Genomic DNA, 26,866 nt, shown 5'->3' with positions numbered 1-26,866 from the left:
CCCCTTCAACTCCGGCCTGCTCAGCCGGCCCCGCCCCGCCGACGACGCCTCCTTCGACTACGGTCCGGCCCCGGCCGCGACACTGCGCCGTGCCCGCCGCCTCGCCGACATCTGCAGTGCTCATGGCACCGTCCTTCCGCACGCCGCCCTCCGCTTCCCGCTGCGCACCCCGGTGGTGGCAGGCGTGGTCGCGGGCTTCCGCACCCCGGACGAGGTGACCTCCGCGGCCCGCTGGTCCGCCACGGATCTCCCGGAGTCCACCTGGTCGGCCCTTGACGAGGCCGCTGCCGGATAGGCCGCCGGATCGGCCCAGGAATCCTGCCCGGTTGCCGGGTGGGGTGGGGTGGCGGAGCCTCGTAGCGAGGGGTTTTCCTTGAGGTGAGGGCCGGTCTCATGACGGAAAGAGAGAGCCCGCAGGTTCGTATCGCTCCGGTTGTGGTGCTGCCGGTCAACGCGGGGGAGCCGCCGTTCCGGCTGGTGGAGGTACGGGGAGAGCTGGCCGGCAAGGCGTTCTCCATCGAGGACGTGTACGAATACGCCTTCGCGGCCGGTCTGAGGGGCGCCGATCTGGAGGATCCGGCGGTGGTGCACTGGGTGGGTGGCGACCAGTACACCTGGCGTGTCAGGCGCTGGGGCCGGCGGTGACCTCTCTGCTGGAGACACTGCCCGCGACCGAGCTGCGGAAGCTGGGCGGCGCACGGTCCGGGGTGGAGCTGGCGGCGCGGCCCATGCTCGCCACACTGAGCGACCGGCGCGAGTTCGGCGACGAGTGGATCTTCGAGCGCAAACTCGACGGGGCACGGGCGCTCGCCGTACGGGACGAGCGCGGGGTGCGCCTTCTCTCGCGCACCGGGCGGCGGCTCAACTCCACGTATCCGGAGGTCGTGGACGCCCTCGCCGCACAGGACCGCGCCGACTTCACCGTGGACGGCGAGATCGTGGCGTACGCGGACGGGCGCACCGACTTCGCACTGCTCCAGCAGCGGATGGGGCTCACCGACCCCCGGCAGGTCCGCGCCAGCGGGGTGGCCGTCACGTACCACCTCTTCGACCTGCTGCGGATCGACGGCGCCGATGTGACCAGGCTGCGACTGCGCTCCCGCAAGTCCCTGCTGCGCAGAGCACTCGCGTACCACCCGCCCCTGCGGTTCACCCCGCACCGCAACCGGGGCGGTCAGGCACTGCTGGACCAGGCGTGCGCCCGCGGGTGGGAGGGGCTGATCGCGAAGTGGGCCGACGGGCCGTACGAGCCCCGGCGCTCCCCCTCCTGGCTGAAGCTCAAGTGCACGCGGAGCCAGGAGTTCGTGATCGGCGGCTATACCGAACCGTCCGGTGCGCGGGTCGGCTTCGGTGCCCTCCTGCTCGGCTACTACGAGAGGAGCGGGGACGGGCGGCGGCTGCGGTACGCGGGCAAGGCCGGTACGGGCTACGACCACCGGACCCTGCTGGACCTGCGGCGACGGCTGGACGGGATGGGCGTGGACCGCTCGCCGTTCGCCGATCCCGTACGGGAGCGGGCGCCCCACTGGGCGGAGCCGCGGCTCGTCGCCCAGATCGCCTTCACCGAATGGACCCGGGACGGCATGCTCCGCCACCCCCGCTTCCTGGGCCTGCGCGACGACAAGCCGGCCGAGGACGTCGTACGGGAGACCGCCCCCGGAGCGGCTTGAGCGGCCCGGCGGGCGCGCGCGGGCCGCGCCGGATCGCCGGGATGGTGCTTTGATCGACATAAGGGCGTGGGCTTCCGCTGATTCGGCTTCCTCTGATCCGGCGGCCGCTGATTCGTCAGGGAGGGCATATGGCCGTACGGCATCAGCTCATCTCGCGCGACCCGGCCGTCGTCTGGGCGGTCCTCGAAGACCCGGCGCGTTACGCCGAATGGGTGGTAGGCGCCGCGCGCTCCGCCCCGGCGGAAGGCCGCTGGCCCGAGGTCGGCTCCTCGCTCACGTACACCCTGCGGCTGGGCCCCAAGGAGTTCCGGGGGCGTACGGTCGTACGGCGCCATGAGCCGCCCCGGTGGCTGGAGTTGGAGGCGCACAGCGGGCTGCTCGGCTCGGCGCGGATCGCGCTCGACATCCGGTCCTGGGGCGACGAGACGCTGGTGATCCTGGACGAGCATCCGCTGCGCGGCTTCGGCGGCGCGGTGCACAATCTGGCGCTCGACGCGTTTCTCCAGGTCAGGCACCGCGACATGCTGCGGCGGCTGGCAAAGGTGGTGGAGGAGTCCCCGGGGCGCCCGGCGCCGGACAGTCCCGCGAACGGCGGTCAGGGTCTTGGCATATGAGCGTCGGGGCGGACAGCCGCCGGACCGAGGTCCAGCGCCAGCAGGGACCTCATCAGCCCGTCCCGGGTCCGCGGGTCCCAGCCCGTGAGCGTGGTCCAGCGGTCCAGCCGGTACACCACCGTATTGGGGTGGACGTTCAGCGCGCGGGCGGCGGCCGTCGGGACGAATCCATGGTCGGCGTAGGCGGTCACGGCGGCGGCCAGATGCGGGTGCGCCGCCGCCGTACGGGCACCCGCCCCGAGGACATCGCCCAGCCGGCGGGACTGCTCAGCGAGGCTCGCCTGGAGCCAGGCGACCGAGTAGCGGACGGTCCCGCCGCCCTGGCGCAGGGCCAGCGACAGCGCTCCGTCGGCGTCCTGGAAACTGTCGGCCGCGCCCGGCAGACCGGCCCTCGGCAGGCCGACCCCGAGCGGCAGGCGCAGTGCGTCGGCACCCTGCTTCGCGGTCCGTACCGTCCGTACCGCACGGGAGAGCGACCGCAGGATGGCCCGGTCCTGCACCCCCTGGCTCAGTACCGACAGCGCGCCGCCGTGGATGGTCGCCACCACCACACCGGGGCCGGTGCCGGCGTAACGGCGGAAGCTCTCCAGAGTGCCGCTCGGCAGATCGGCGGGCCGGCCGCGGAACGCCTGGAACTCGCCGGCCGGGTCGTACCCCAGGGACCGGGCCAGCGTCACCGTCGCCTCATCGGCGGGATCGGCCGTGGCCATGGCCTCGATCAGCCGCCGGTACCGGTCCTCCTGCGCCGACAGTTCGGAACGTACGACCCCCTCGTACGCGACGGCCACCGCGTTCGTCAGCTCCCGGATCCAGGCCCAGAACAGGGTGACCTGCGCGGCCAGCTCGGCGACCGCCTCTTTGCCACGGCCGACCGCGTTCCTCATCAGCGCGTTCCAGGTCTCGCGGTAGCCGATGTGGTACGCGCCGAGGAGGGCCTCGATGGGCAGGCCCTGCGCGGCGCGTGCCGCTCCCAGCCGCGAGGATTCACGAAGATATGCGGGGGAGGGCATGATTCCCTGGTCAAGACCGTCCAGCAGCCCATGGAGCTGTGCCCTCACACCGCGTATGTGCTCCTGCTCCGGCACGACCGAATAGCGGGGGATTTCCGCGCGGATGATGCCCGTGACCTTCGGTGCGAAGGACGGCAGTTCGCCGATCATTTCCCGGAACAATGAATCGATCATGCGTCGCCTCGGGTCCGAGCGGTAAGCGCTCCCGGCTCTGTGGAATCACCGTACATCCCGCTCCAGGAGTCCGCCCGGGCGTCCGGTTCCGGCGCTCCCCCGTCCGCTCACCTTGGGGAATCCCCAGGAAACCGGCGGGCGAATTCTCACTTCCGCTCTTACCCGGGGAGGCCGGATTCCCGGACGGTGGATGGGGAGCAGTACTCGTGCCGTATTCGGGAGTGAAACCCCCATGACACCTCGTGACATCACGATCACCGAATACCTTCTCGACCGCCTCGTGTCTCTCGGAGTGGACCGGCTTTTCGGTGTTCCCGGTGATTACAATCTCGCCGCTCTCGACAAGGTGATGGAGCACCCGCGTATCGAGTGGGTGGGAAACGCCAATGAACTCGGAGCCGCCTACGCCGCCGACGGCTATGCCCGCGTCCGGGGAGTCGGTGCGCTGCTGACGACCTTCGGGGTGGGGGAGCTGAGCGCCATCAACGGGGTGGCGGGCAGCTATGCCGAGTACGTGCCCGTGGTCCACCTCGTCATCGGTCCCTCCACGGCCACGGAGCGCGCCGGGGCGCTCGTCCATCACACCGCGGGGGACGGCGACTTCGGACGCTTCGCGCGCGCCCAGCGCAGTGTCAGCGCCACCATGGCGACCATCACCCCCGACAACGCCGCCGAGGAGATCGACCGCGTTCTGCTGACGGCCCTTCGCGAACGGCGGCCGGTCTGTCTGCGCATGGCCTCTGACGTGGCGCTTCTCCCCGTACCCGCGCCGCCAGGACCGCTGCCCGCGGAGGGGCGTTCCTTCCCGGTCGACGTCCGGTCCCTGGAGCGTTTCACCGAGGACGCGCGGCGGAAGCTGGCCGGCGCGCACAGCGCCGCCGTGCTGGCCGATTTCCTGGTCGACCGGTTCGGCGCGCGGGACGAGCTGGCGGCGCTTCTGGACTCCAGCGGCGTGCCGTTCGCCACGCTCGCCATGGGCAAGACCGTCGCCGACGAGACCCGCCCGGCCTGGCTCGGGGTGTACGCGGGTGCCTTCGGCGATCCCCGTACCCGCCATGTGATCGAGGACGCGGATGTGCTGATCCGCGCGGGCGTGCGGCTCACGGACACGACCAGCGGCGGCTTCAGCCACGGCTTCGATCCCGGCCGGGGCATCGACCTCCAGCCGGAGTCCGCCTTCGTCGACGGTACGGAGTACCCGGGGGTGCCCCTCGCCGCCGCGCTCACCGCGCTGAGCGGGCTGCCGGCCGAGAAGCTCCGTACCGATGCCTTCACCGGCACGTTCGGAGGCGCACCGGGAGACACTTCCGCGGATACGGTCACCGCCGCCGCTACCGCCACCGCCGGGCCTGAAGGCACCCGGCGGGGTCCCCGTCCGGACGAGCCGCTGACCCAGGAGTACCTCTGGCCGCGGGTGGCGCGGTCCCTCCGGGAGGGGCAGACCGTGGTCGCCGAGCAGGGCACCTCGTACTTCGGCCTCTGCACCCAGCGCTTCCCCGCCGGCGCGCGGTTCATCGGGCAGCCGCTGTGGGGGTCCATCGGATACAGCCTGCCCGCGTTGCTGGGCGCGCAGCTCGCGGCCCGCGACGACCGCTGCCTGCTGGTCATCGGTGACGGCTCCGCGCAGATGACGGCGCAGGAACTCGGCACCCTGGGCCGCTACGGCCTCACCCCGGTCATCATCCTTGTCAACAACGACGGTTATACGGTCGAGCGCGCCATCCACGGCCGCGAGGCGGCGTACAACGACATCGCCCGCTGGGACTGGCAGCGGCTCCCCGGCGCACTCGGTGTCGGCGACGCGCTCTGCCTGAGCGCCGATACGCCGGACGAACTGGACCGGGCGCTGGTGGCGGCGGACGCGATCCCCGACCGGATGGTCCTGATCGAGGTCCGCACCGCTCCGTACGACATACCTGACCTGCTGCGCGACATCACCGCGGGAATGAGCGAACGGAACGGCACCGGCTGACCGCCTCGCGCGCCCGGCACGGCTCAGCGCGCGCGGCGGAGGCCGTACCGTACGAGCCGGCCTCAGCGGATCGCCACCAGCACATAGCTGTTGCCGAACTGCCAGACCGGCGCGGCGTGTTGAAAGCCCGCCGCGTGCAGCAGTTCGGTGTGGCGGGACGGGGGCAGCTCCTCGCCCGCCTCCGTGATGGGGCCCCGGCGGGCGCGCTCCGCGAGCAGGTCCGTCAGCTCCGGGTCCTGTGCCGCCGCGGCCCACCACGAATCCCAGTCCTCATGGACGAAGACCCGCTGCCGCTCGGCCCGGCACCGCCCGACATGCGCGGTGATCCGGGCATGCCCGGAGGCCCGCTGCGGAAAGTGGTCGGCGTTGATGAGGACGCCTCCCGGGCGCAGCAGCTCCGCCAGCTTCTCGTACGTCCGCCGCAGGGTGCGTTCGGAGAGATAGTGCAGCGCGGTGGTGGAGACCGCCGCGTCCAGGTGCCGTTCGAGCGCGAGCGCCTCGGTCCAGCCCTCCGCGCCGATCTCCGCGTCCACATAACGGGCGGCGTCCGCGTGGTGGGTACGGGCCAGCTCCAGCAGCAGCGGATCCATGTCGACGGCCACGATCTCCGCCCGGGGCAGCCGGGCGGACAGCCGCGCGGCGAGCGACCCGGGGCCGCAGCCGAGGTCCAGGATCTGCGGCCGCGGCCGGTCCCGCGCCACCTCCTCGACCACATCCGCGATCACCGTGAACCGTTCCTCGCGGTCGACCGCGTACCGCTGCTGCTGCCGCTCCCACCGCCGTACCCACGATTCAGCCGCCGCCATGCTCAGCCCCATCTGGCCGTGCCACCTTCGCCCTGCTCGTACCGGACTCATCGAACTCTTCCACGGTACAGGTGGAAACGGTTTCCATTCCTTATTCGAGTCCGCCGAGGACAGCGAGCAGCCGGTCGATCTCCTCGGGGGTGTTGTAGACATGCGTGCTGACGCGGACCGACGAGGTCTTCTCGCCGGCGGCTCCCTGGCAGTGGCCGTCGGTGCGGACCATGAAGCCATGGCTGAAGAGGATGAACCCCAGATCGCTCGCGCCGATGGACCGGTGGCGGAAGGTCACGATGCCGGCCCGGTGCTGGACGGGGGAGTCCTGCGCGAGACTGGTCTGACAGCCGAGGATCCGGTACGCGGGCAGGTGGCGCAGTCCGTCGGTCAGCCGCAGGGCGAGGGCGGTGGTCCAGCGGGCGATACGGTCCGTTCCCGCCTCCCGTAACCAGTCGAGGGCGGCGGCCAGGGAGGCGACTCCGGCGGTGTTGGGGGTGCCGCTCCAGCCGCCCGGGGTGAAGCGGGGGCCGCGCGTCTGGCGGGCCCAGACGGCGCCGGTGCCGGGCAGCGCGAGCGCCTTGTGCCCGGAGAAGACGGCGAAGTCGACATCGAGAGCGGCGACGGAGACGGGCTGGTGGCCGATGCTCTGCGCGGCGTCCAGACAGATCGGTATGTCCGGGCCGACGGCGGCGCGGATGCGGTGGACGTTCATGTCCGCGCCGTACACATGGTGGACATGGGTGGTGGCGACGAAGCGGGTGCGGGGACCGACCAGGCGCGCGAGGGCGGCGGCGTCGTAGTCGCCGGAGGAGGTCTGGTACGGCATCTCGCGCACCCCGATCCGTATGCCCCGCGCCGCGAGCAAGTCCCGAGCCTCCAGCCAGGGCAGCACATTGGCCTGGTGGTCGGCGTACGGGACGACGATCTCGTCGCCGTCGGAGAGGAGATCAGGCAGCCAGTCGCGGGCGACGGCGCGCAGGCCCTCGCTGGTGCCGCTGGTGAAGTGGACGGTGGAGCGGTCGGGTTCGGGGTCGGAGAGGAAGGACTTGACCTGCGCGCGGGTGCGTTCCACCAGCTCGGTCGAGGCGTTCGCCCAGGGGTAGGTGCCCCGCCCGGCATTGGCGTTGGCGGTCGTCAGATAGGTGTGGACGGCGTGCAGCACGGCCTCGGGCTTCTGGGCCGTCGCGGCGCTGTCGAGATACGTCAGCCCGGGGTGGGCGGTGATGATCGGGAACTGGGCGCGCAGCGCCTGCTGCCAGGGGCTCAGATCGTACGGGAAGGTCCCGCCGTCGCCGCGGTCGCGGAGGCCTGTCGTGGTCATCCGCGTCAGTCCCGTACCAGCGGAGCGCCCGCGTCGCGCCAGGCGATGATGCCGCCGTCCAGACTGCGGGCGTCTCTGTGTCCCATCCGGGTCAGCAGCGCGGCGTACCGCGCGGACTTGTCGCCGACCGGGCAGGTCAGCAGCACCGGCTTGCGCGCGCTGAACGGCAGCCCGCCCCGGACGAGTTCGGCGAACAGTTCGTCCACGATGTTGACCGCGTGCTCGATGTGCAGGGCCGCGTAGGCGGACGGGCTGCGCAGATCGATCACCAGGGGCTGCTCCCGCGCGATCCACTCCTGCGCCTCCCGGACCCGGACCGAGGAGACCGCCGCGATCTCGGCCTCGGAGACATCGAGCAGTGAGTTCTTGCGGGGTGCCAGACCGAGCAGTTCGGGACGGCGCCGCCGCACATAGCTGAGATAGCTCTCGATGCGGTCGCAGACGATGAAGACGGCGGTCCTGCGTTCGCCAGAGCCGGCCGGTTCGGCGTCGAGTCCGGCGTCGAGCGCGCGCAGATGCCGTACGGTCCCGAAGTACGCGGCGCCGCCGGTCGGTCCGGCGAGGATGCCGCAGCGGCGGGCCAGGGTCAGCATCCCGTCGATGGCCTCGTCGGCGGTCACCGACTCCATGGTGTCGTAGGTGGCCGGGTCGAACAGGCCCACCTCGTGCACCTCGTCGACGGTGCGGATCCCCGGAATGAAGTCCGACTTGTCCGCGACGAGCCCCACCACCCGGACCCGTGGATCGTGCTCCCGCAGCACCCTGGCCACACCGGTCGAGGACCCGGCGGTACCCACACAGGCGACGAACCAGTCGGGCACCCGCCCGTCCAGGTCCTTCACGATCTCAGGACCGGTGCCCAGGGTATGGGCCTCGGTGTTGCGGTCGTTGAAGTACTGGTCCGTGTGCAGATACGCGCTGTCCGGGTCCGAGAGCGCGCGGTGGAAGAGTGTCAGCGGATCGTCGGTGTCGGTCGGGTCGAGGCATTCGCTCTGCCCCGGAAGCTCCTCGATCTCCGCGCCCAGCAGCAGAAGCAGATCCTTGATCTCCGGGATCCGCATCCGGTTCGTCACACTCTTGAACGACAGTCCGTGCATGCCCGCGATCACGGACAGCGCCTTCGCGGTGTTGCCGCTGGACAGTTCGACGACCTGGCTGCCGCGCTCCACCGCGGTGTCCAGGCCGGGCCTTACCATGTTCCACGCCGCGCGGTCCTTGACCGAGCCGAAGGGGTTGAGCATCTCCAGCTTGGCGTACAGATCGATATGGCGCAGACCGTGCACCCGCGGGTCGATCCGTACCAGCGGAGTGTTGCCGATGGCCTGGGTGATGCTGTCGTATCTCACGCCTGTCCTTCCTGACGGAGCGTCGGCCAGTACTGTTCGTCGAGGCTCCACTGCCATGGGCCGCCGTCCTCGCCGTCCTGCCACACGGCCACCCCGCGCGCCACGGGCAGCCGTTGTGCGCCGGTGGCCTGGAAATCCATGACGTATCCGGCGGTGTTCACAAAAGCCAGCAGGTCCCCGGGGCGCGGCAGGCGCGGCAGGAAGACCGTTCTGCGGGAGATGAGACCGGCCTCCAGACAGAGGCCGCCCGCGAGATAGACCCCCACGGCTTCGTCGCCCCCGGCCTCCTCATGCCCCTCGTGCCCGATGAGGACGGGGTCCATGAAGACCCCGTGGTCCTCCAGACCGATGTCGTCGGCCTTGGCCTCCAGCCGTACGAGATGCTCCCCGGCTTCGGTACGGCGCAGTTCCAGGACCCGGGCCAGCACCATCCCGCACTGGTCGGCCAGCGCCCGGCCGGGCTCGACGCACAGGTCGTACAGATTCTCCAGCAGCAGGGTGGAGAGCGGGCGTTGGCCCAGCGAGGGGGCGGGGGCCGACAGCAGTTCGTCCAGGTAGTGTTCGCCCGCGAGCGGGCGGTAGGCCGGGTAGAGGGCCAGCGAACCGCGCAGTGTTCCGGCCTCGTCACGCAGGCCGTAGCCATGGCCGCGCCAGGTCAAGGAGGGCCGTTGGCCCAGGACGGCTCTGGTGAGTTCGGTGGTGTAGCGCTCCCACTGCTCGTGGTGCGCAAGGTAGTTGACGCCGAAGCCGCCGCCGATGTCCACCACCCGTGGGCTCAGGCCTCGTTCGCGGAGTTCGTCCATGGCCCGGATGCTTCCTTCGAGGGCGAGGGCCTTCTCGCCGACACTGGTCGTGTCCAGATGGAAGCCGACCCCGATCAGCTCCACCGCCCCGCTGTGCTCGTCAACCGCGCTGAGAGCGCTCCCGAGTTCACGCACGGGCGTGCCGAACCGGCTGGTCCGGCTGAGCACTTTGACCCCGGGCGTCTCGAACGCCGAGAGCCGCAGCAGGATCCGTACCCGTGGGAGCGCGTACGAGCGTACGAGCGCGGCCAGTTGGTCCAGCTCCGCGCGGCTGTCGACATGGACGGTGACTCCGGTACGGGCCGCGAGCCACAGGAACTCCGGGGTCTTGGGGCCGGTCGCCATGATCCGGTCCGGGGTGAACCCGGCACCGAGGGCATGCTGTAACTCGCCCAGGGACGCGACGTCCGCCGAGGCATCGGTCGCGGCGAGGCGGCGCATCAGCGCGCTGGAACGATTCGCCTTGTGGGCGAAGCAGATCGGACCGCTGAGCCGGTGTTTGCGGTACATGGCCCGGAACCGCGCCACATTGTCGGCCAACTGGTCGGGCAGCACCACATTCAGCGGCGAACCGAGCGCGCCGACGAGCCCGCGCAGAAAGCGTTCTTCTCGCAGCAGCGCCGCCGGGCGCGGCTCCACGCGTGGCTCCAGGTACAGAGGCAGGGCCACTCAACCGTCCTCTCGAACGTCATGCTGATCGATGATCCTCTTCCAAGTGATATTCATTTCCCTTAACAGAGCGGCTTACGCCCGCTCCGGGGGCCGGGACGGTGGATCCGGTGGCGGTGCCGGACGTATGCGTACGGTGGGCGGTTCAGCGGCCGCCGGATACGGTGATGTCGCTGCCCGTGACGAACGACGCGCCCGGAGAGAGCAGCCAGGACACCGTGTCCGCGACCTCCTCCGGGCGGCCGAAGCGGCCGATCGGGCTGCCGGCCGCGCCCTCCTCGAACCCCGCGCCCTCCGTCATCTCGGTGGCGACGATGCCGGGCGAGACGCTGTTGACCCGGATGCCCTCGGAGGCGACCTCGTTGGACAGGGCCCGGCTGAAGGAGACCATGGCGCCCTTGGTGGCCGCGTAGGGGGAGTGGCCCGGCAGACCGCCGGTACGGGCGGCCACCGAAGCCATGTTGACGATGGATCCGCCCCGGCCGCCGTGCCGGGTGGACATCACCCGTACCGCGTGCTGGGCGCACACCATCGGACCGAGGACATTGATCTCCAGCAGCCGGGAGAGCGCGTCCGGGTCCTGCGCGTCGAGAGGGGCGTCGGCGCCCAGGCTGCCCGCGTTGTTGACCAGCGCGGTCACCGGTCCCAGTTCCCGCTCCGCCTGTGCGAACAGCTCCGCCACCTCCTTCGGTGACGACACGTCGGCGTGGATGGCCTTCGCACGGCCGCCCTTGGCGCGGATCCCGGCGGCCACTTCCTCGGCGGGCTCCGCGTGGGCGGCGTAGTCGACGGCCACGCCGTACCCCTGGGCTCCCAGCTCCGTGGCGATGGCGGCGCCGATACCCCGGCTCGCCCCTGTCACGATGACCGTTCCGTGCTCGTCCTCGGTTCGCGGCATCACTCTCGCCTCCTCGTCGGCCTTCCTCTCCAACGTACTCGCGGGGGCGTATTTGTCCTCCGGACGGGTGACAGCGTGCGGGATGCCACCGGCAGGTGTCGCAGACTGAGGCGATGACGACGTCTGCCGGACCGGTGCCGCCCACCGTCACCACCGCCGTACCGGCGCGGCTCGACCGGCTTCCGTGGTCGCGGTGGCACTGGATGATCGTCGTCGGGCTCGGCACGGTGTGGATCCTGGACGGCCTCGAAGTCACCATCGTCGGCAATATCGCGGGCCGGCTCTCCGAGGAGGGCAGCGGGCTGCCGATCACCTCAGCGCAGGTCACCGGGGTCGCCGCCGCCTTGTATGTGGCAGGCGCGTGCGTGGGCGCGCTGGTCTTCGGGCGGCTCACCGACCGCTACGGGCGCAAGAAGCTGTTCATGGTGACCCTCGCCGTCTATCTCGGGGCGACCGCGATGACCGCGCTCTCCTTCGACGTCGCGTGGTTCTTCGTCTTCCGTTTTCTCACCGGGTTCGGCATCGGCGGTGAGTACGCGGCCATCAACTCGGCCATCGACGAGCTGATCCCGTCGGCGTACCGGGGCCGGGTCGACCTGATCATCAACGGCAGTTACTGGCTGGGCGCGGTGGGCGGTTCGCTGCTGTCCATCGTGATGCTGAACACCGCGCTCCTGCCGGAGAACGTGGGCTGGCGCCTCTCCTTCGCGCTCGGCGTCGTCCTCGGCCTGGCCATTCTGCTCGTACGGCGGCAGGTGCCGGAAAGCCCGCGCTGGCAGCTCATCCACGGGTACGGCGAGGAGGCGGAGCAGCTCGTCGACTCCGTCGAGCGGCAGATCGAGAAGGAGAAGCAACGGAAACTCCCGCCGCCGGCCCGGGTGATCACCATCCATCAGCACAAGAGCGTCGGCTTCGGCCTCATCGCCAGGACGATCTTCCGCCGGTATCCCCGGCGGGCGGTGCTCGGCCTGTCGCTCTTCATCGGGCAGGCCTTCCTCTACAACGCGATCACCTTCGGTTTCGGCACGATCCTGACCACCTTCTTCGGTGTGCCGACCGGACACACCGGCTACTACTTCGCGGTCATCGCCGCGGGCAACTTCGTCGGCCCGCTGCTGCTCGGCAAGCTCTTCGACACCGTCGGCCGCCGGATCATGATCTCCTCCACCTATCTGCTGTCGGGCATCCTGCTCTTCGTCACGGCCTGGCTCTTCGACTCCGGTGTGCTGACCGCCACCACACTCACCGCCTGCTGGTGCGTGGTGCTGTTCTTCGCGTCGGCGGGCGCGAGCAGCGCGTATCTCACGGTCTCCGAGATCTTCCCGATGGAGACCCGCGCGATGGCGATCGCGTTCTTCTACGCGCTGGGCACGGCGGCGGGCGGAATCAGCGGGCCGCTCGTCTTCGCTGAACTCACGGCGTCCGGGGTGGTCGGTGACACGGCGCTCGCCTTCCGGATCGGCGCTGGCCTGATGTGCGCGGCCGGGCTGGTGGCGGTGTTCCTGGCGGTACCGGCGGAGCGCCGGGCGCTGGAGGACATCGCGGAACCGCTGTCCGCGGTACCGCCCGGATCGGGGCGCTAATACGAGCCGTCGTGTGGTGGCGCCGGGAGTACGACGGTGAACACCGTCCGCCCGTCCCCGCTCGCCGCCTCCACCCTTCCGCCGTGCGCCGCCACCACCGCCCGCACGATCGCCAGGCCCAGCCCGGTGCCGCCGTCCTTGCGCGAGCGGCCCCGGTCGGCCCGTACGAAACGGCCGAAGACCTCGGGCAGCAGCCGCGCCGGAATACCGGGCCCGTTGTCCGCCACCGTCAGCCGGATCCCGTCGGGACCGGCCGCCAGCCGTACGGAGATCTCGGTGCCGGCGGGCGTGTGGGAGCGGGCGTTGGCGAGGAGGTTGCCGACCGCCTGGTGCAGCCGGTGGTCGTCGCCCGTCACGGCGACCGCCCGCGCCGGCAGGTCGAGCAGCCAGCGGTGCCCGGGACCCGCCGCCCGCGCGTCGTCCGTGGCGTCCAGGACCAGCCGGGTCAGATCCACCGGACCGAGGTCCAGGGCATGGCCCGCGTCGATCCGGGCGAGCAGGAGCAGATCGTCCACGAGGCGGCTCATCCGTACCGACTCGGACTGGATACGGTCGAGGGAGCGCAGGACCTGGGCCGGGACGGGGCTCTTCTGGCGGAGCGCGAGTTCGGTGTGACCGCGGATATTGGCCACGGGGGTGCGGAGTTCATGGCTGGCGTCCGCGGCGAAGCGGCGCAGCCGCTCCTCACTGGCCTGGCGCCGCTCCAGTGCGTCGCCGACATGCCCGAGCATCCGGTTCACGGCGGTGCCGACCTGGCCGACCTCGGTGTCCGGGGCCGTGACCGGGACGGGCTCGGGCATGGCCACCTCGCCGCTCGCCAGGGGAAGCTCGGCGACGCTCGCCGCCGTCGCCGTGACCAGCCGCAGCGGGCGCAGGGATATTCGTACCCACAGCGCCCCCGCGGTGCCGGTGGCGGCGAGGGCCACACCGAAGACCGCCGCCTCCACGGCCTCCAGCCGGTGGACCGTGGCCTCGACGGGGCGCAGCGGCAGGCCGGTGACCAGGACGTCGTGGTCGTCGCCCCGTACGGCGGTGAGCCGGTAGGGACCCAGACCCGACAGCCGCACACTGTGGCCGTGCCCGTCGACGGGCACGGCGGCCAGAGCCCGGCGGTCGGCCGGGCTGAGCGGTACGGAGGCGTCCGAGTCCTCCTGGACGACCGCGGCCCGCGTGGCCGTTCCCGGCAGCAGCCGGGCACCGAACGTACCCTCCGACTGCCCGCGCGTATCGGGCGTGTTGTCGGCGTCCGGAGTGTTCTCGTGCTCCAGGCTGGCCGCGAACCGTCCGTCGGACGCCGAAAGCTGCTGGTCGAGTCGGCCCACCAGAAAGCCGCTGAGCCCGAGCACGGTCGTGATGCCCACCGCCGCGCAGGCCAGGGCGAGGAGCGCCACCAGACCGGTGGTGAGCTGACCACGGAGGGTACGGGGGACCAGGGCGCGCGCCACAGCACTGGGGGACGGTCGCATCAGGCCCCCGGCTTCAGCACATAGCCCACACCCCGCACGGTGTGGATCATCGTGGACCGGCCCGTGTCGACCTTCTTGCGCAGATAACTGATGTACAGCTCGACGACATGCGCGCGGCCGCCGAAGTCGTACGACCAGACCCGGTCGAGGATCTGCGCCTTGGACAGCACCCGGCGCGGGTTGCGCATCAGGAACCGCAGCAGTTCGAATTCCGTACGCGTCAGCTCCACGAGTTCACCGCCCCGGGTCACCTCCCGGGCGTCCTCGTCCATCACCAGATCACCGACGGCCAGCCGGTCCACACCCCCGGGCCCGCGCGCCATGCCGGCCCGGCGCAGCAGCCCGCGCAGCCGCGCCAGCACCTCCTCCAGACTGAAGGGCTTGGTCACATAGTCGTCGCCGCCCGCGGTGATCCCGGCGATCCGGTCCTCGACGGCGTCGCGCGCGGTCAGGAACAGCACACAGACGTGCTCCAGCTCCGCGCGCAGCCGGCGCAGCACCAGCAGGCCGTCCATGTCGGGCAGCATCCAGTCCAGGACGACGGCGTGCGGACGGAACGTACGGGCCGCGTCGACCGCGGACACGCCGTCGGCCGCCGTGACCACATGCCACCCCTCGCCCGAGAGCACCCCGGCGAGGATCTCGGTGACATCGGGTTCGTCGTCGACGACCAGGATCCGTACGGGACCGCCGTCGGCGGCGCGCGGGCGTGGGCGGTGGCTCGGTGTGTTCATCGTCCGTCCAGCATCCCCCGGGAAGGGGGAGCGCCGACGGGGCTTCCGCTCTGAGTTTCCTCTGAATCGGGCGGGGCCGACGGCGTTGAGAGCGCGGTCACAGGTTCCGCTGCGAGGCTCGCGATTCAGCGATGCGGCAATGCAGCGATGCGCCGCTTCAGAGGCGAAGCGGCGAAGGGAGACTCGATGACCACCGCGACCGACGCCCGGCACGGTACGGGCGGCACGGGCCGTGCGGTAGGGACGACGCGGCGTGCGGATCCCGTCGTACCGGCGCTGGCGCAGGCCGTGATCTGGGCGGGAGCCGCCGGTGTGCTCGCCCTGTGGTGGAGCGACACGGAGTCGGTGGTGGGCGCGGCGGGGTGGCTGACCGGCGCGGGCCGGATCACCGGGCTGCTGGCCGGGTACGGGTGTGCGGTCCTGGTGCTGCTCATGGCGCGGATACCGGTACTGGACCACACCATCGGCACCGACCGGATGGCCCGCTGGCACGCGACGGGCGGCCGCTGCACGATCTCCCTGGTCCTGGCCCATGTCCTGCTGATCATCTGGGGCTACTCCCTCACCTCGCACTCCGGCGCGGTGGACCAGACGAAGACACTCGTCCTCGACTACCCGGAGATGCTGAAGGCCACCGCCGCCTTTCTCCTGCTGACCGGCACCGCGCTGGTCTCGGCCCGTGCCGCGCGCCGCAGGATGCGCTACGAGACCTGGCACTATCTGCACTTCGCCACCTATCTCGCGGTCTTCCTCGCCTTCGGCCACCAGCTCGCCAACGGCGCCGAGTTCATCGCCGACCGCCCGGCCAGGACCGCCTGGTACGCGCTGTATCTGACGGTCGCCGCGCTTCTCCTCTGGTACCGCTTCCTGGTTCCGGTACGGCGGGCCCTGCGCCACCGGATCCGGGTCGCGGGCCTGCGCCACGAGTCGCCGGGCGTCGTCTCCGTCCATCTCACGGGGGAGCGGCTGGACGAACTGGGCGCGCGGCCGGGGCAGTTCTTCCGCTGGCGCTTCCTGGCGCCCGGGCTGTGGTGGACCGCCAACCCGTACTCCCTGTCCGCGCCCCCGCTCCCCGGCCATCTGCGCATCACCGTCAAGGCGGCGGGCGGACACAGCGCGGCGCTGGCCCGGCTGCGGCCCGGGACGCGGGTCTGGGCCGAGGGACCGTACGGCGCGTTCACCGCGGACCGTAGCCGGGCGCCGAAGACACTGCTGCTGGCGGGCGGCGCCGGGATCACACCGCTGCGGGCCCTGTTCGAGACCCTGCCCGGCGAGGTCACCCTGGTCTACCGGGCCCGCCGCGCCGAGGACCTCGCGCTGCGCGGCGAACTCGACGCCATCGCCGCAGCCCGTGGCGGTGTCGTCCACTACGTCGTCGGCGGACCCGGCGGCTACTCCTCGCCCCTGACCGCCCGCGCCCTGGCCCGTCTCGTACCGGACCTGGCCGCACACGAGGTGTATCTGTGCGGGCCGCCCGGGATGGCGGAGGCCGCGAAGCGGGCCCTGCGGGTGGCGGGGGTGCGGCGGCGCCGTATCCACCACGAGTCGTTCACGTTCTGAGCCGGAATATGCAGCCTGAGCCCGATTGTGCCGATTCCGACCCGGATCGTGCCGAGAGTTCCGAGGAGATCCACAGTGCCCACAGTGCGCAGAGCCGTCCTCGCCACCGCTTCGACCAGCACGCTCGTCGTCCTGCTGCTCGCCCTCAAGCCGCACCACAGCACCGCACTCGCCGACCGGGCACCCGTATCCGTACCCGTACCGGCGCCGAGCGGGACCGTAGCGTCACCGCCCGCGGGGTCTGCGGCGGGCACCCGCACCTACACCGGCGATCCCGTGGACACCCGGTACGGCACGGTGCAGGTCTCCGTCACGGTCGGGGCCGGGCATCTGACCGGTGTGAAGGTCCTTCAGGCACCGTCCGGCGACGGCCACAGCGAGCGCATCACCTCCGACGCCGTACCCCGTCTGACGCAGGAGGCGCTCAGCGCGGGCAGCGCGCACATCGACGCGGTCTCCGGCGCCAGTTACACCAGCCAGGGCTATATCCGGTCCCTGCAGAGCGCATTGGACAGAGCCGGTGGCTGACCGGCCGGTGGCCGACCCCGGCTCTCCGCGCGGACCGGGCCGTGCGGAGAGCGCGACGAGCCATGTGGAGCATGTGATGGGCACCGTCTTCTCCTTCGACATCCGCGACGTGTGCACCCCCGCCATCGAAGCGGCGCTGGCCGAGGCGGTGGCGTGGCTGCGCCATGTCGACGAGGTGTTCTCCACCTACCGCCCCGACAGCATGATCAGCCGGCTCGCGCGCGGCGAACTCCTCCTCGCGGAGTGCTGCGAGGAGGTACGGGAGGTCCTCGCCCTCTGCAAGAGCGCGGTACGGGCGAGCGGCGGCTGGTTCAGTCATCTGGCGGGCGGCACCCTCGACCCGTCAGGGCTGGTCAAGGGCTGGTCCGTCGAGTGCGCCTCGCGGATCCTGTACGAGGCGGGCGCCCGCAACACCTGTGTCAACGGCGGCGGCGACCTCCAACTGCGCGGCGAGGCGGCGCCGGGCGTCCCCTGGCGCGTCGGTATCGCACACCCGCTGCGCGCCGGTGAGCTGTGCACGGTGGTCACGGGCCGCGATCTGGCCATCGCCACCTCGGGCTGCGCCGAGCGTGGCGCCCATATCCTCAACCCCCACCGGGGCGTTCCCGTGCGGGGCCACGCGTCCCTCACCGTGGTCGGCACCGGGCTCACCACGACCGACGCCTACGCGACCGCGGCCTACGCGATGGGGGACATGGCCCGGGACTGGCTCCAGTCCATGGACGGTTACGAGGGGTTCGCGGTGACACCGGAGGGCGGGTCCTGGTGTACGGACGGATTCCCGGGCGTACTTCCCGGCGTACTCCCCGAAGCGCGTTCCGGCGCACCGGATTCCTGAAGGCTCATCCGCCGCCGTCGCCCGCCGTCGCCGCGCGGTGCCAGGCCGCGTCGCGCAGCAGCCGCAGCCCGTTGAGGCCGACGACGACCGTGGAGCCCTCGTGCCCGAGGACGCCCAGCGGCAGCGGCAGATGCCCGGCGAGGTCCCACACGACCAGCCCGGAGATGAACACACCCGCGATCACCAGGTTCTGCACGACGAGCCGGCGGGCCGCGCGGGAGAGCGCGATCACGGCGGGCACGGTGGCGAGTTCGTCCCGTACGACCACCGCGTCCGCGGTCTCCAGGGCGAGGTCGGAGCCCGCGCGGCCCATGGCGACACCGGTATGGGCGGCGGCCAGCGCGGGCGCGTCGTTGACCCCGTCGCCGACCACCAGCACCTTGCGGCCGGCCGTTTCCTGCTCCCGTACCGCCCCGACCTTGTCCTGGGGCAGCAGCCCGGCCCGTGCGTCGGTGATGCCCACCTCCCGCGCGAGAAGGGCGGCGGCGCGCGGGTTGTCGCCGGTCAGCAGCGCAGGCTTTGTACCGGTCAGGGCGGTGAGGGAGGCGACGGTGGCGGCGGCGTCCGGGCGCAGACGGTCCGCGATCCCGAGGACGCCGACCGGGACACCGCCGTACTGGACGAGGACCGCGGTACGGCCGCCCTCCTCGACTTCTCGTACGGTCGCCGCCACCGCCGTACCGTCGCCGTCCAGGAGCCGCGCGGGCGCGCCGACCGCGACCGTACGCCCGTCGACGACGGCCGTCACTCCGGTGCCGGGGGCGGACGTGAAGTCCTGCGCGTCCGGAATCGTGAGGCCGCGTTCGCGTGCGGCGCCGACGACGGCGCGGGCCAGCGGGTGTTCGCTGGGGTGCTCGGCGGCGGCCGCCAGACTCAGCAGCCCGTCCTCGGTGAGCCCGGTGCCGGCGAAGGGGTGGATATCGGTCACCCGGGGCGTGCCCTCGGTGAGCGTGCCGGTCTTGTCCAGGGCCACCGCGTCGACTTGGCCCAGCCGCTCCATCACCACCGCCGACTTGACCAGCACACCATGGCGTCCGGCCGTGGCGATGGCGGACAGCAGCGGCGGCATCGTGGCCAGCACCACCGCGCACGGAGAGGCGACGATCATGAAGGTCATCGCCCGCAGCAGCGCGTCGGTCAGGTCCGCGCCGAAGCCCAGCGGGACCGCGAAGACCGCCAGCGTGGCGACGACGATGCCGACCGAGTAGCGCTGCTCGACCTTCTCGATGAACAGCTGGGTGGGCGCCTTGGTCGCGGACGCCTCCTCGACCATCGCCACGATCCGAGCGATCACCGAGTCCGAGGCGTCGCGTTCGACCCGTACCCGCAGCGCGCCGGTGCCGTTGAGAGTGCCCGCGAAGACCTCGTCACCGGTTTGCTTCGGTACGGGCAGCGGCTCGCCGGTGATGGTCGCCTGGTCCACCTCGCTCGCCCCGCCGAGCACGCGCCCGTCGGCGCCGACCCGTTCGCCGGGCCTGATCAGGATCGTGTCGCCGACCGCCAGGTCCCCGGTTGCGACGGTCTCCTCCGGGCCGCCGGCGGGCAGCCGGGTCGCGGTCGCGGGGGCGAGATCGAGCAGTCCGCGCACCGAGTCCGCGGTACGGGCGGTGGCCAGGGCCTCCAGCGCGCCGGAGGTGGCGAAGATGACGATCAGCAGCGCGCCGTCCATCACCTGCCCGATCGAGGCCGCGCCCACCGCCGCGACGATCATCAGCAGATCGACATCCAGGGTCTTCTCCCGCAGCGCCCGGAGACCCGCCAAGGCGGGCTCCCAGCCCCCGGCCGCGTACGCGAGCGCGTACGGCGGCCCCCACAACCAGGCCGGTGCGCCGCCGAGTTGGAGCGGCAGAGCGATCAGGAACAGCGCCAGCGCGGCGGTGGCCCAGCGGGCCTCGGGCAGGGCGAACACCCGCGTACGCCGCCGGGCGGCGGCCGGTCCTGGACCGGTGGCGGCCGGTGCCGTACGGGCGGTGACGGTGGAGGACATACGGCTGGTTCCTTCGCGCGGACGGCACGGAGCGACCAGCCCACCGTACAGGAAAGAATGAACACTTCTTCATTCGTTGACTTCGGGACCCGACTCCCGGGGCCTCACCCGCGTTCGATCAGCAGATGCCGGGGTCCGCGCAGCAGCGGGCTGCGCCGGTACGGGGGCGGGTCCACCACCAGCCGGAAGTCCTCCAGATACGGCAGGAGCGAGCTGAGCGCGATCTGTGCCTCGACCCGGGCCAGCGGGGCGCCGAAACAGGTGTGCACACCGCCGCCGAAGCCGAAGTGCTGGTTGTCCTCCCGCGTCGGGTCGAAGCGGTCCGGGTCGTCGAAGCGCAGCGGGTCACGGTTGCCGGACGCGAGCATCAGGATCAGCGGCGCACCCTTCGGGATGGTGACGTCCGTGACCTCGATATCGGTCAGCGGGGTGCGCTGCGGCACCATCTGGACGGGCGGTTCGTAGCGCAGCAGCTCCTCCACGGCCTTCGGCATCAGCTCGGGCTTGCCGCGCAGCAGCCGCAGCGCGTCCGGCTTGCGCAGGAAGGTCAGCACACCGTTGGTGATCAGATTGACGGTCGTCTCGTGCCCGGCGATCAGCAGCAGTGTCGCCGTCGTCATCAACTCGGGCCTGGTCAGGCGTCCTTCGGGACCCGCGTCATTGACCAGGGCGGAGAGGATGTCGTCCGAGGGACGGCCGCGCCGGGTGTCGGACAGCTCGCCCAGATACTCCGACATCGCGGCCCGCGCCTCCATGCCCTCGTGGAGGCGTTCCTTGTGCTCCTGGTCGTTCTCGGTGCCGAAGTCGAAACTGGCGATCACCGCGTTCGTCCACTCGCGGAGCTGGGGCATGTCCTCCTGGGGCACGCCCAGCATCCGGCAGATCACGGTGACCGGAAGCGGATAGGAGAAGTCCTCGACGACATCGACCCGGTCCTTGTCCCGGAACGTGCCGATCAGATCCTCGGTGATCCGGGTGATGTCCGCGCGCAGGTCGTCGATACGGCGCGGGGAGTGGGGCGGGCCGAAGGGCCGCATCGTGATCCGGCGCAGCCGGTCGTGCTCGGGGTCGTCGAGACCGATGAAGGCCGGCGGATCGCCCCTCCTGAGCAGCTCCTCCTCGGGGTTGGCGCGGTTGTGCGGATCCGAGCTGATCCGAGGGTCGTGCAGCAGGGCGGCGATCTCGTGGTACGTGCCCACCAGATAGCTGCCGTCGTCCTGCCGCGCCACACCGCTCTCGCGCAGCTCGGCGTAGAGCGGATAGGGGTTGGCGCGGTTCGCGTAGTCGGTGATCCGCCGGAACAGGGTTTCCGGTTGCATGGGTGGGGCCTCCTCGATCGAGGGCGGACGGCGGGGAAGTCGGCGGACAGCGGGGGAGCCGGCGGGCGGTGGGGTACGTCAGTCGTGCCGCACCAGCGTCAGCCGGCAGTCCGGAAGATGGCCGGTGAGCGCCACGGTCGGACCGTGCGACAGCAACTGCGGGGGCGGTACGTCGGACGGTACGGGCTCGGACGGTACGGGCCGGTCGGCGGCGCCCGGCTCGGGGGGAAACGGCGCCGCGGTCTCGATGAGCCGCTGGTAGTGCTCCAGCCACTTGGCCCGGTTCACACTGACCGCGGCGGTGATCCGGCCCCGGTAGCCGTAGACGGCGACCAGCCTGCGCTCGCGCAACGAGCCCTGGGCGATGAGCACTTGGTCCGAGAAGGTCGGCACACCGACGGACTTGATGTTGAGGCCGAACTGACTCGACCAGAAGACCGGCACCGTCAGATGCGGACGTCTGCGCGGCCCCGGGCTGACCATGTTGTGGGCGGCCACCTCGGCCTGGGCGACCGCGTTGCCCCAGTGTTCGAGGGACAGCATCTGGTACTCGAAGAGCGGATGCGGGAAGCGGGCCACATCGCCCGCCACGAAGACGTCGTCGGTGACGATCCCGTACATGTTGAACGCGCGGCACCCGGCGTCGCAGGCCACCCCGCGGGGGCCCGCGGCCAGCCCGGACTCCGCCAGCCACTCGGTGTTGCGGATGGCCCCCAGGGCGACGACGGCGACATCGGCCTCGATCCGGCTGCCGTCGGAGAACTCGGCGCCGGTGAGCCGGCCCCCGTTCCCCTTGAGCGCGGTGACCGTCACCCCGCAGCGCAGATCGACTCCGTGTGCGCGCTGGAGGTTCGCGGCGAGCGAGCCGAGCGCCCCGCCGAGCGCGCCGACCAGCGGGGAAGGGCCGCGCTCGGCGACCGTCACCTCAAGTCCGCGCTCCCGGCAGACCGACGCGATCTCGGAGCCGGTGAATCCGGCGCCGATCACCAGGACCCGGCGAGGACCGGCGTCGAGCCGCTCGACGAGACGGCTCGCGTCGTCGGTGGTACGGAGGGTCAGTACGCCGTCGAGGGCGGCCTCGGCGGGGTGCGGCCAGGGGCGGGCCCGCGTTCCGGTCGCGATCAGCAGCCGGTCGTACGGCAGCGGCTCCCCGTCGGCGAGCAGCACCCGCCTCCCGATCCCGTCCACACCGACGGCACGCACCCCGAGCCGCCAGTCCGCGTCCACCTCGCGGCGGGACGGCAGCCCGACGTCCCGCGCGCCCACCCGCCCGAGCAGCACCTGCTTGGACAGCGGCGGCCGGTCGTACGGGGGGTCGGGCTCCTCCCCGACCAGGGTCAGCGAGCCGGTGAAGCCTTCCGCGCGCAGCGCTTCGGCGGCGCGCAGCCCGGCAAGGGAGGCACCGACAATGACGATCCGGCCGTCGAGCCGCTCACCGGACACCGGCGCCCGCTCGTTCTCCGGTGCCGGCGCGCTCCCCGACGAGGATGGCCTGCACCGGACAGGCCGCCGCCGCGCGCAGGACCCGTTCACGCTGGTCGTCGGGGACGGTCGGGGTGTACATGAGGGCCTCCTCGCCATGCAGTTCGAACACCTGCGGGGCGAGAAACGCGCACTGTGCGTAACTCTGACAGCGATTGAGATCGACGACGATCTGCATTCCGGACCACTCCTCCGTGCCGCCCGCCGTCTCCGTCCTACTCCTTGCGGGGGAGTGGCGCGAGTGGAGCGGACCCAGTCGTGCATATACCCCTGCGGGGTATATGCTCAGGAGGGTCCCGCCGGACGACCAGAGGAGAGGCACATGAACACCGCGCTGAGGATCACCGCCTTCGCCGCCATGCTCGCGGCGGCCTTCGGTGTCGCGTACGGGGTCGGGAACGCCGTCGATCCCATCACGGCGGACCCGCGGCCCGCGAAGCACGCGCCCGCGCCCACCGCGCCGCCCACCGGCACCCCGGCGCCCCATGAGGGGTCCGGCGGCCATACGGGCTGACCCGGCACGCCGCCCCGGATCAGGGTGCGCCCGTGTAGAGGTCCTCCGGCATGTCCGGTGAAATCCCCTGCCTGGTCAGGGCGTTGGCGTAGTCGCGGCGGATCCGGGGGTCCTCGTCCTCGTACGGCAGCAGGCTGCCGCCCTCCCGTACGCTCACGAGCACACCGGGACGGCCGCCGACGATCGGGTTGCCGGCCCGGCGGATACCCGTCGGGTGTTTCACACCGCCACGGAAGGCGAGCTGCCGCGCGGTCTCCGGGCCGGTGTTGAAGTGCTGGTGGAACCACTTGCTCGGCGGGCTGTAGACGGAGCCCTCGCCCCACTCCACCCGCACCACCCGGTCGCCGTTGCCCGCCTCGTACGGGCGGCTGCCCGCCTCCTGCGGCCAGATCAGGACATAGCCGCTGGACCGCAGACCGAAGAGCACGGCCCCGCCGAGATGGTGGTGTGCCTTGTGATAGCGGCCCACCGGCCAGGAAGTGATGTGCGCGGCGATCGTGTTGCCGGCCATCTCGAAGACGGTCGCGTCCACACCACTGCCCTTGACCCCGAGCGAGTCCAGCGCGATCTCATGGATATCGGCGATGAAGTTGGTCTCGGCGACACCGCCGAAGTAGTTCTCGTACCGCCTGGTGGCAGAGTAGTAGCCGGCCTCGCCGGGCGGGAACCGGTCGGTGAAGCGGTAGTCGTTGGCGAAGACGAAGTCCTCGTTGTGGAACAGGTCCAGCACCATCGGCGCGTCATTGACGGCCATATACACAACGGGCTCCGACCCGGTGTTGTGCAGGACATAGGCGCAGTTGAGCGGGATCGCGAAGAAACTGCCGCGCTGCCACTCGAAGCTGGTCCTGCGAGAGTCCCCGGGCAGCCAGACATCGGCCGCGCCGCGTCCCGACAGGACGGTGATGAACTGCTGGTGGAGGTGCTGCTGGATCTCCAGCGACCGGCGGGGGGCGATCTCGCCGATCTGCATACCGGTGAAGCCCTCCATGCCGTGGAGATGGACGAACGCGGCCCGGCCCCCGGTGCGTGCCCAGTCGGCGCGCTCCACCGTACGGACATCGGCGATGCCGTAGCCACGGTGGACCGGGATTCCCTCCTTGCGCATCCAGGTGTCGTAGAAGGTCTCCCGGGCCTGGCCGGACGGTGCCATCGGTCACTCCTTGTCGGTGTCAGTCGTAGAACTCGTCCATCCGGGAGGCGATGCCGTGCGCGGCGCACGCCTCGCGGTACATCCGCCGGACCGCCGGGTCCTCGTCCGCGTAGTCGATCTGGTCGCCGCCGAGCCGGGTGCTGATGGACGACATCGGCAGCCCGGTCGCCGGGTCCCGGCGCGCGTTGAGATGGCGCAGGGCGAGATAACGGGCGGGCGTGGCACCGGTGTTGAAGTGCTGGTGGAAGGTCTCGCCAGGCGGAATGACCAGTGAGCCCTCCGCCCAGTCGTACCGCCGGATCGGCTCGCCCTCCTTCCACATCAGGCTGTAACCGGTGCCACTGAGGATCACCACATGGGCGCCGGGCGAGTGCCGGTGTGCCTTCTTGTACGTACCGACCGGGAACTCCGACACATGCGCCATCATGGTGTTCCTGGCCAGCTTGAACTGGACGTTCGTGCCGCCCGCGCCGCGCTCGCGGTACGCGACGAGCTGGAAGTCCCGTACATCGGGGATGAAGTTGCTCTCCCACAGCCGGCCGGTCAGTGTGCCCTCGCCGCTGAAATAGCCGGTCTCTCCGGAGAAGCGGGACGGGAAGTCGTAGGGGCAGTCGAAGACGAACCCGGCCTCGTCGAAGAGGTTGATGACCACCGGGGCGTTGGTCACCGCGAGCAGGGTCGCGGGCTCCTCGCCGCTGCTGTTGAAGTGCTGATAGCGGACATTGAGCGGGATCGCGAACAGGGACCCGCGCTGCCACTCGAAGCTCTGCGGCTCCCCGCCGGGCCCCCACACCGTCGTACTTCCCCGCCCGGAGAGCACATAGACCATCACCTCGTGCAGATGGCGTACGGGGTGGAGGTGCTGCCCGGGCGGGATGCGGCACACATAGCAGTCGTTGCTCCGGTCGCTGGCGTCGTGGTGGATGAAGCAGCCGTAACCGCCCGTCCGCGCCCAGGGTTTGAGCGGAACCTCCCGGAGGTCGGGGATGTGGAAGCCGGGGACGATGTCGATGCCCTGGCCGCGGGACCACCGGGCGTACGCGGTGGGCGGAGCGGGTGCCCGCCGCGGCTGCGCTGTCATGACTGCCTCCGGGAAAGGGGTCTTCTACTGCGGACTGCTGCGGCGGGATGCCGCGGCTACTGCGGGCCGAGCAGCTCGGTCAGCATCTTCTGGAGCCGCTTCACATCCTTGGTGAGGACGTTCCAGCCGTAGCTGTCGTAGTACTCGCTGCCCGCCTGGGGGACGGTCGCGCCCAGATCGGCCGGCACCGGCACATCCGCGCGGTTGCTCGGCACCTGGAGCGCCTTCGTCCACACCGCGTTGCCGTCCTTGCACACCAGCCAGTTGACCAGCAGCTTGGCCGCCTCCGGGTGCGGAGCCTTGTTGTCGAGGGCCAGCAGGCTGGAGCCGCCGGTCGCCACCGGCGGCGCGCCGGTGAGCTTGAGCTGCTTCAGCGGCAGCCCCTCTGCCAGCGCCTCCTCGGTCTCCGCGGTCTGGAGCGACAGACCGAAGGCGAACTTGCCCCGGGCGATGTCGTCCAGCTCCTGGCGCTGGTCGGTCAGCAGGGTCGGCTTCTGGTCCACATAGAGGGACTTGACGAAGTCCTCGCCGTACGCCTGCTCGAAGGCGCCCACATCGTAGATGGCCCCGCCGTTGGAGCGCGGGTCGTCCACCACGATCTTGCCCTTCCACTTCGGGTCGAGCATGTCCTCGAAGGAGGTCAGCTCGCCGTCCTTGACCAGATTGGTGTTGACGACCACACCGGAGTCGACATAGTTCGAGAGCTGAAGGATCTTCTCCTTCTCGGGATCGACCCACTTGGGCGCCCCGTCACGCCAGTTGGCGGCGGTGAGCAGCGCCGGATCGAGCGCGTCCTTGAGGGAGGCGAGCCAGCCCTCGCCGTAGTAGGTGCTCGACATGGTGTTGCCACCGCCGCCGAACACATCGTGGGTGTAGATGCCGGCCTTGCGCTCGGCCTGGAGCTTGGCCGCGATGTCGCTGTTGCGCCCGCCGACATAGGTGACCTTGACGCCGTAGGTCTCCTCGAACGCCTTCGGTATGTCGGTACGCACACTGCCGTCCGGCGTACCCGTCATCACCACCTCCCCTTCCTTCTTGGCCGCCTGGGCCAGGGCGCCGTCGGGGTCGGGACAGCCCGCGGAGACACGCGTACCACCGGCGCGGCCCGTGTCCGCGCTCTCCGGGGAATCGTTGGACGTGCCTCCCGCGCAGCCCCCGAGGAGCAGCACCGCGGCGGCGGGGAGAATGAACCCGGCCTTCGTCGTCATCGACATGGCCCTCACCTGATTCTCTGTGCGAGTGAGCGATATGGCTGGGGGGTGTCAGGACCATAGCCATCACGTTCGCGCCACTGGAATACTCGCGTCGAATATTCCGTCAGCAGGAATGCCGGGCTGTTTCGCG

The 26,866-nt window shown here is 71.1% G+C and carries 25 protein-coding genes; 10 read left to right on the top strand and 15 right to left on the bottom strand.

Going from position 1 to position 26,866, the window contains the following annotated elements; translation table 11 throughout:
- The 4 genes from ACFU9P_RS04640 to ACFU9P_RS04625 all read left to right on the top strand — a co-directional run.
- A partial coding sequence (locus ACFU9P_RS04640; RefSeq protein ID WP_384077762.1) for an aldo/keto reductase occupies nucleotides 1-295 on the top strand: 295 nt, incomplete at its 5' end.
- Nucleotides 296-393: 98 nt separating this feature from the next.
- A complete protein-coding gene (locus ACFU9P_RS04635) occupies nucleotides 394-645 on the top strand; it encodes a hypothetical protein (RefSeq protein ID WP_376377091.1) in 252 nt (83 codons plus the stop codon).
- Nucleotides 642-1,670, top strand: a complete 1,029-nt coding sequence (ligD, locus tag ACFU9P_RS04630) for a non-homologous end-joining DNA ligase (protein ID WP_384077761.1) — start codon at nucleotides 642-644, stop codon at nucleotides 1,668-1,670. Before ACFU9P_RS04635 ends, ligD begins: the two co-directional genes overlap by 4 nt.
- A gap of 128 nt (nucleotides 1,671-1,798) precedes the next feature.
- Nucleotides 1,799-2,284 carry an SRPBCC family protein gene (locus ACFU9P_RS04625; RefSeq protein WP_384077760.1) on the top strand — a complete coding sequence of 162 codons (486 nt, stop codon included), beginning with the start codon at nucleotides 1,799-1,801 and terminating at the stop codon, nucleotides 2,282-2,284.
- On the opposite strand, the gene ACFU9P_RS04620 is transcribed toward ACFU9P_RS04625, so the two are convergent.
- Nucleotides 2,266-3,468: a PucR family transcriptional regulator gene (locus tag ACFU9P_RS04620; protein WP_384077759.1), complete on the bottom strand. Its 1,203-nt coding sequence runs from the start codon at nucleotides 3,466-3,468 to the stop codon at nucleotides 2,266-2,268. The two genes, ACFU9P_RS04625 and ACFU9P_RS04620, sit on opposite strands and share 19 nt — an antisense overlap.
- Nucleotides 3,469-3,700: 232 nt before the next feature.
- Between ACFU9P_RS04620 and ACFU9P_RS04615 the strand changes: the two genes are divergently transcribed.
- Nucleotides 3,701-5,440, top strand: a complete 1,740-nt coding sequence (locus ACFU9P_RS04615; RefSeq protein WP_384077758.1) for an alpha-keto acid decarboxylase family protein — start codon at nucleotides 3,701-3,703, stop codon at nucleotides 5,438-5,440.
- Nucleotides 5,441-5,502: 62 nt separating this feature from the next.
- Here ACFU9P_RS04615 and ACFU9P_RS04610 read toward each other — a convergent pair whose 3' ends face one another.
- From ACFU9P_RS04610 to ACFU9P_RS04590, 5 genes are all read right to left on the bottom strand, one after another.
- Nucleotides 5,503-6,258, bottom strand: coding sequence for a methyltransferase domain-containing protein (locus tag ACFU9P_RS04610; RefSeq protein WP_376377081.1), 756 nt, complete (start codon nucleotides 6,256-6,258; stop codon nucleotides 5,503-5,505).
- A gap of 79 nt (nucleotides 6,259-6,337) precedes the next feature.
- Nucleotides 6,338-7,561 carry an aminotransferase class V-fold PLP-dependent enzyme gene (locus ACFU9P_RS04605; protein WP_384077757.1) on the bottom strand — a complete coding sequence of 408 codons (1,224 nt, stop codon included), beginning with the start codon at nucleotides 7,559-7,561 and terminating at the stop codon, nucleotides 6,338-6,340.
- A gap of 5 nt (nucleotides 7,562-7,566) precedes the next feature.
- A complete protein-coding gene (locus tag ACFU9P_RS04600; RefSeq protein WP_384077756.1) occupies nucleotides 7,567-8,907 on the bottom strand; it encodes a pyridoxal-phosphate dependent enzyme in 1,341 nt (446 codons plus the stop codon).
- Nucleotides 8,904-10,379: a Y4yA family PLP-dependent enzyme gene (locus tag ACFU9P_RS04595; RefSeq protein WP_384077755.1), complete on the bottom strand. Its 1,476-nt coding sequence runs from the start codon at nucleotides 10,377-10,379 to the stop codon at nucleotides 8,904-8,906. The genes ACFU9P_RS04600 and ACFU9P_RS04595 overlap by 4 nt, the downstream gene beginning before the upstream one ends.
- A gap of 145 nt (nucleotides 10,380-10,524) precedes the next feature.
- Entirely contained in the window at nucleotides 10,525-11,277 is a 753-nt protein-coding gene (locus ACFU9P_RS04590; protein WP_376377072.1) for an SDR family NAD(P)-dependent oxidoreductase, read from the bottom strand.
- A 113-nt stretch (nucleotides 11,278-11,390) separates the two neighbouring features.
- Between ACFU9P_RS04590 and ACFU9P_RS04585 the strand changes: the two genes are divergently transcribed.
- Nucleotides 11,391-12,860, top strand: coding sequence for an MFS transporter (locus ACFU9P_RS04585; protein ID WP_384077754.1), 1,470 nt, complete (start codon nucleotides 11,391-11,393; stop codon nucleotides 12,858-12,860).
- On the opposite strand, the gene ACFU9P_RS04580 is transcribed toward ACFU9P_RS04585, so the two are convergent.
- Together ACFU9P_RS04580 and ACFU9P_RS04575 are read right to left on the bottom strand one after the other, a co-directional pair.
- Entirely contained in the window at nucleotides 12,857-14,326 is a 1,470-nt protein-coding gene (locus tag ACFU9P_RS04580) for an ATP-binding protein (protein ID WP_384077753.1), read from the bottom strand. The two genes, ACFU9P_RS04585 and ACFU9P_RS04580, sit on opposite strands and share 4 nt — an antisense overlap.
- Nucleotides 14,326-15,060 carry a response regulator transcription factor gene (locus ACFU9P_RS04575; protein ID WP_376377065.1) on the bottom strand — a complete coding sequence of 245 codons (735 nt, stop codon included), beginning with the start codon at nucleotides 15,058-15,060 and terminating at the stop codon, nucleotides 14,326-14,328. Before ACFU9P_RS04575 ends, ACFU9P_RS04580 begins: the two co-directional genes overlap by 1 nt.
- 186 nt (nucleotides 15,061-15,246) lie before the next feature.
- Between ACFU9P_RS04575 and ACFU9P_RS04570 the strand changes: the two genes are divergently transcribed.
- The 3 genes from ACFU9P_RS04570 (at nucleotide 15,247) to ACFU9P_RS04560 (ending at nucleotide 17,986) form a co-directional block, all read left to right on the top strand.
- Nucleotides 15,247-16,620 (top strand): ferric reductase-like transmembrane domain-containing protein, encoded by a 1,374-nt coding sequence (locus tag ACFU9P_RS04570; protein ID WP_384077752.1) that lies wholly within the window; start codon nucleotides 15,247-15,249, stop codon nucleotides 16,618-16,620.
- An 84-nt stretch (nucleotides 16,621-16,704) separates the two neighbouring features.
- Nucleotides 16,705-17,148, top strand: coding sequence for an FMN-binding protein (locus ACFU9P_RS04565; RefSeq protein ID WP_384077926.1), 444 nt, complete (start codon nucleotides 16,705-16,707; stop codon nucleotides 17,146-17,148).
- A gap of 76 nt (nucleotides 17,149-17,224) precedes the next feature.
- The gene (locus ACFU9P_RS04560) at nucleotides 17,225-17,986 is read left to right on the top strand and encodes an FAD:protein FMN transferase (protein ID WP_376377115.1); all 762 of its coding nucleotides are present in this window, start codon (nucleotides 17,225-17,227) and stop codon (nucleotides 17,984-17,986) included.
- A 4-nt stretch (nucleotides 17,987-17,990) separates the two neighbouring features.
- Here the strand turns inward: ACFU9P_RS04560 and ACFU9P_RS04555 are convergent, their stop codons facing one another.
- The 4 genes from ACFU9P_RS04555 to ACFU9P_RS04540 all read right to left on the bottom strand — a co-directional run bounded on the left by ACFU9P_RS04555 (nucleotide 17,991) and on the right by ACFU9P_RS04540 (nucleotide 22,952).
- On the bottom strand, nucleotides 17,991-19,973 hold the full coding sequence (locus ACFU9P_RS04555) for a heavy metal translocating P-type ATPase (protein WP_384077751.1): 1,983 nt from the start codon (nucleotides 19,971-19,973) through the stop codon (nucleotides 17,991-17,993).
- Nucleotides 19,974-20,077: 104 nt separating this feature from the next.
- On the bottom strand, nucleotides 20,078-21,292 hold the full coding sequence (locus ACFU9P_RS04550; RefSeq protein WP_376377056.1) for a cytochrome P450: 1,215 nt from the start codon (nucleotides 21,290-21,292) through the stop codon (nucleotides 20,078-20,080).
- Nucleotides 21,293-21,370: 78 nt separating this feature from the next.
- The gene (locus tag ACFU9P_RS04545; protein WP_384077750.1) at nucleotides 21,371-22,735 is read right to left on the bottom strand and encodes an NAD(P)/FAD-dependent oxidoreductase; all 1,365 of its coding nucleotides are present in this window, start codon (nucleotides 22,733-22,735) and stop codon (nucleotides 21,371-21,373) included.
- Nucleotides 22,725-22,952, bottom strand: coding sequence for a ferredoxin (locus ACFU9P_RS04540; protein WP_376377052.1), 228 nt, complete (start codon nucleotides 22,950-22,952; stop codon nucleotides 22,725-22,727). Before ACFU9P_RS04540 ends, ACFU9P_RS04545 begins: the two co-directional genes overlap by 11 nt.
- Nucleotides 22,953-23,096: 144 nt before the next feature.
- Here ACFU9P_RS04540 and ACFU9P_RS04535 point away from each other — a divergent pair, with 144 nt between their 5' ends.
- Nucleotides 23,097-23,288, top strand: coding sequence for a hypothetical protein (locus ACFU9P_RS04535; protein ID WP_376377050.1), 192 nt, complete (start codon nucleotides 23,097-23,099; stop codon nucleotides 23,286-23,288).
- Between the two features lie 19 nt (nucleotides 23,289-23,307).
- Here ACFU9P_RS04535 and ACFU9P_RS04530 read toward each other — a convergent pair whose 3' ends face one another.
- From ACFU9P_RS04530 to ACFU9P_RS04520, 3 genes are read right to left on the bottom strand one after another with little or no spacing between them, the layout of a single operon-like run.
- Nucleotides 23,308-24,441 (bottom strand): hypothetical protein, encoded by a 1,134-nt coding sequence (locus ACFU9P_RS04530; protein ID WP_384077749.1) that lies wholly within the window; start codon nucleotides 24,439-24,441, stop codon nucleotides 23,308-23,310.
- Between the two features lie 19 nt (nucleotides 24,442-24,460).
- The gene (locus ACFU9P_RS04525) at nucleotides 24,461-25,522 is read right to left on the bottom strand and encodes a cupin domain-containing protein (protein ID WP_384077748.1); all 1,062 of its coding nucleotides are present in this window, start codon (nucleotides 25,520-25,522) and stop codon (nucleotides 24,461-24,463) included.
- 56 nt (nucleotides 25,523-25,578) lie between these two features.
- On the bottom strand, nucleotides 25,579-26,736 hold the full coding sequence (locus ACFU9P_RS04520) for an ABC transporter substrate-binding protein (RefSeq protein ID WP_384077747.1): 1,158 nt from the start codon (nucleotides 26,734-26,736) through the stop codon (nucleotides 25,579-25,581).
- Nucleotides 26,737-26,866: the final 130 nt, after the last annotated feature.

Origin of the sequence: Streptomyces sp. NPDC057617 (assembly GCF_042800555.1) — a bacterium.
In the GTDB taxonomy this organism is placed as follows: Bacteria; Actinomycetota; Actinomycetes; order Streptomycetales; family Streptomycetaceae; genus Streptomyces.
This window is presented reverse-complemented; position numbering and strand designations above follow the sequence as displayed.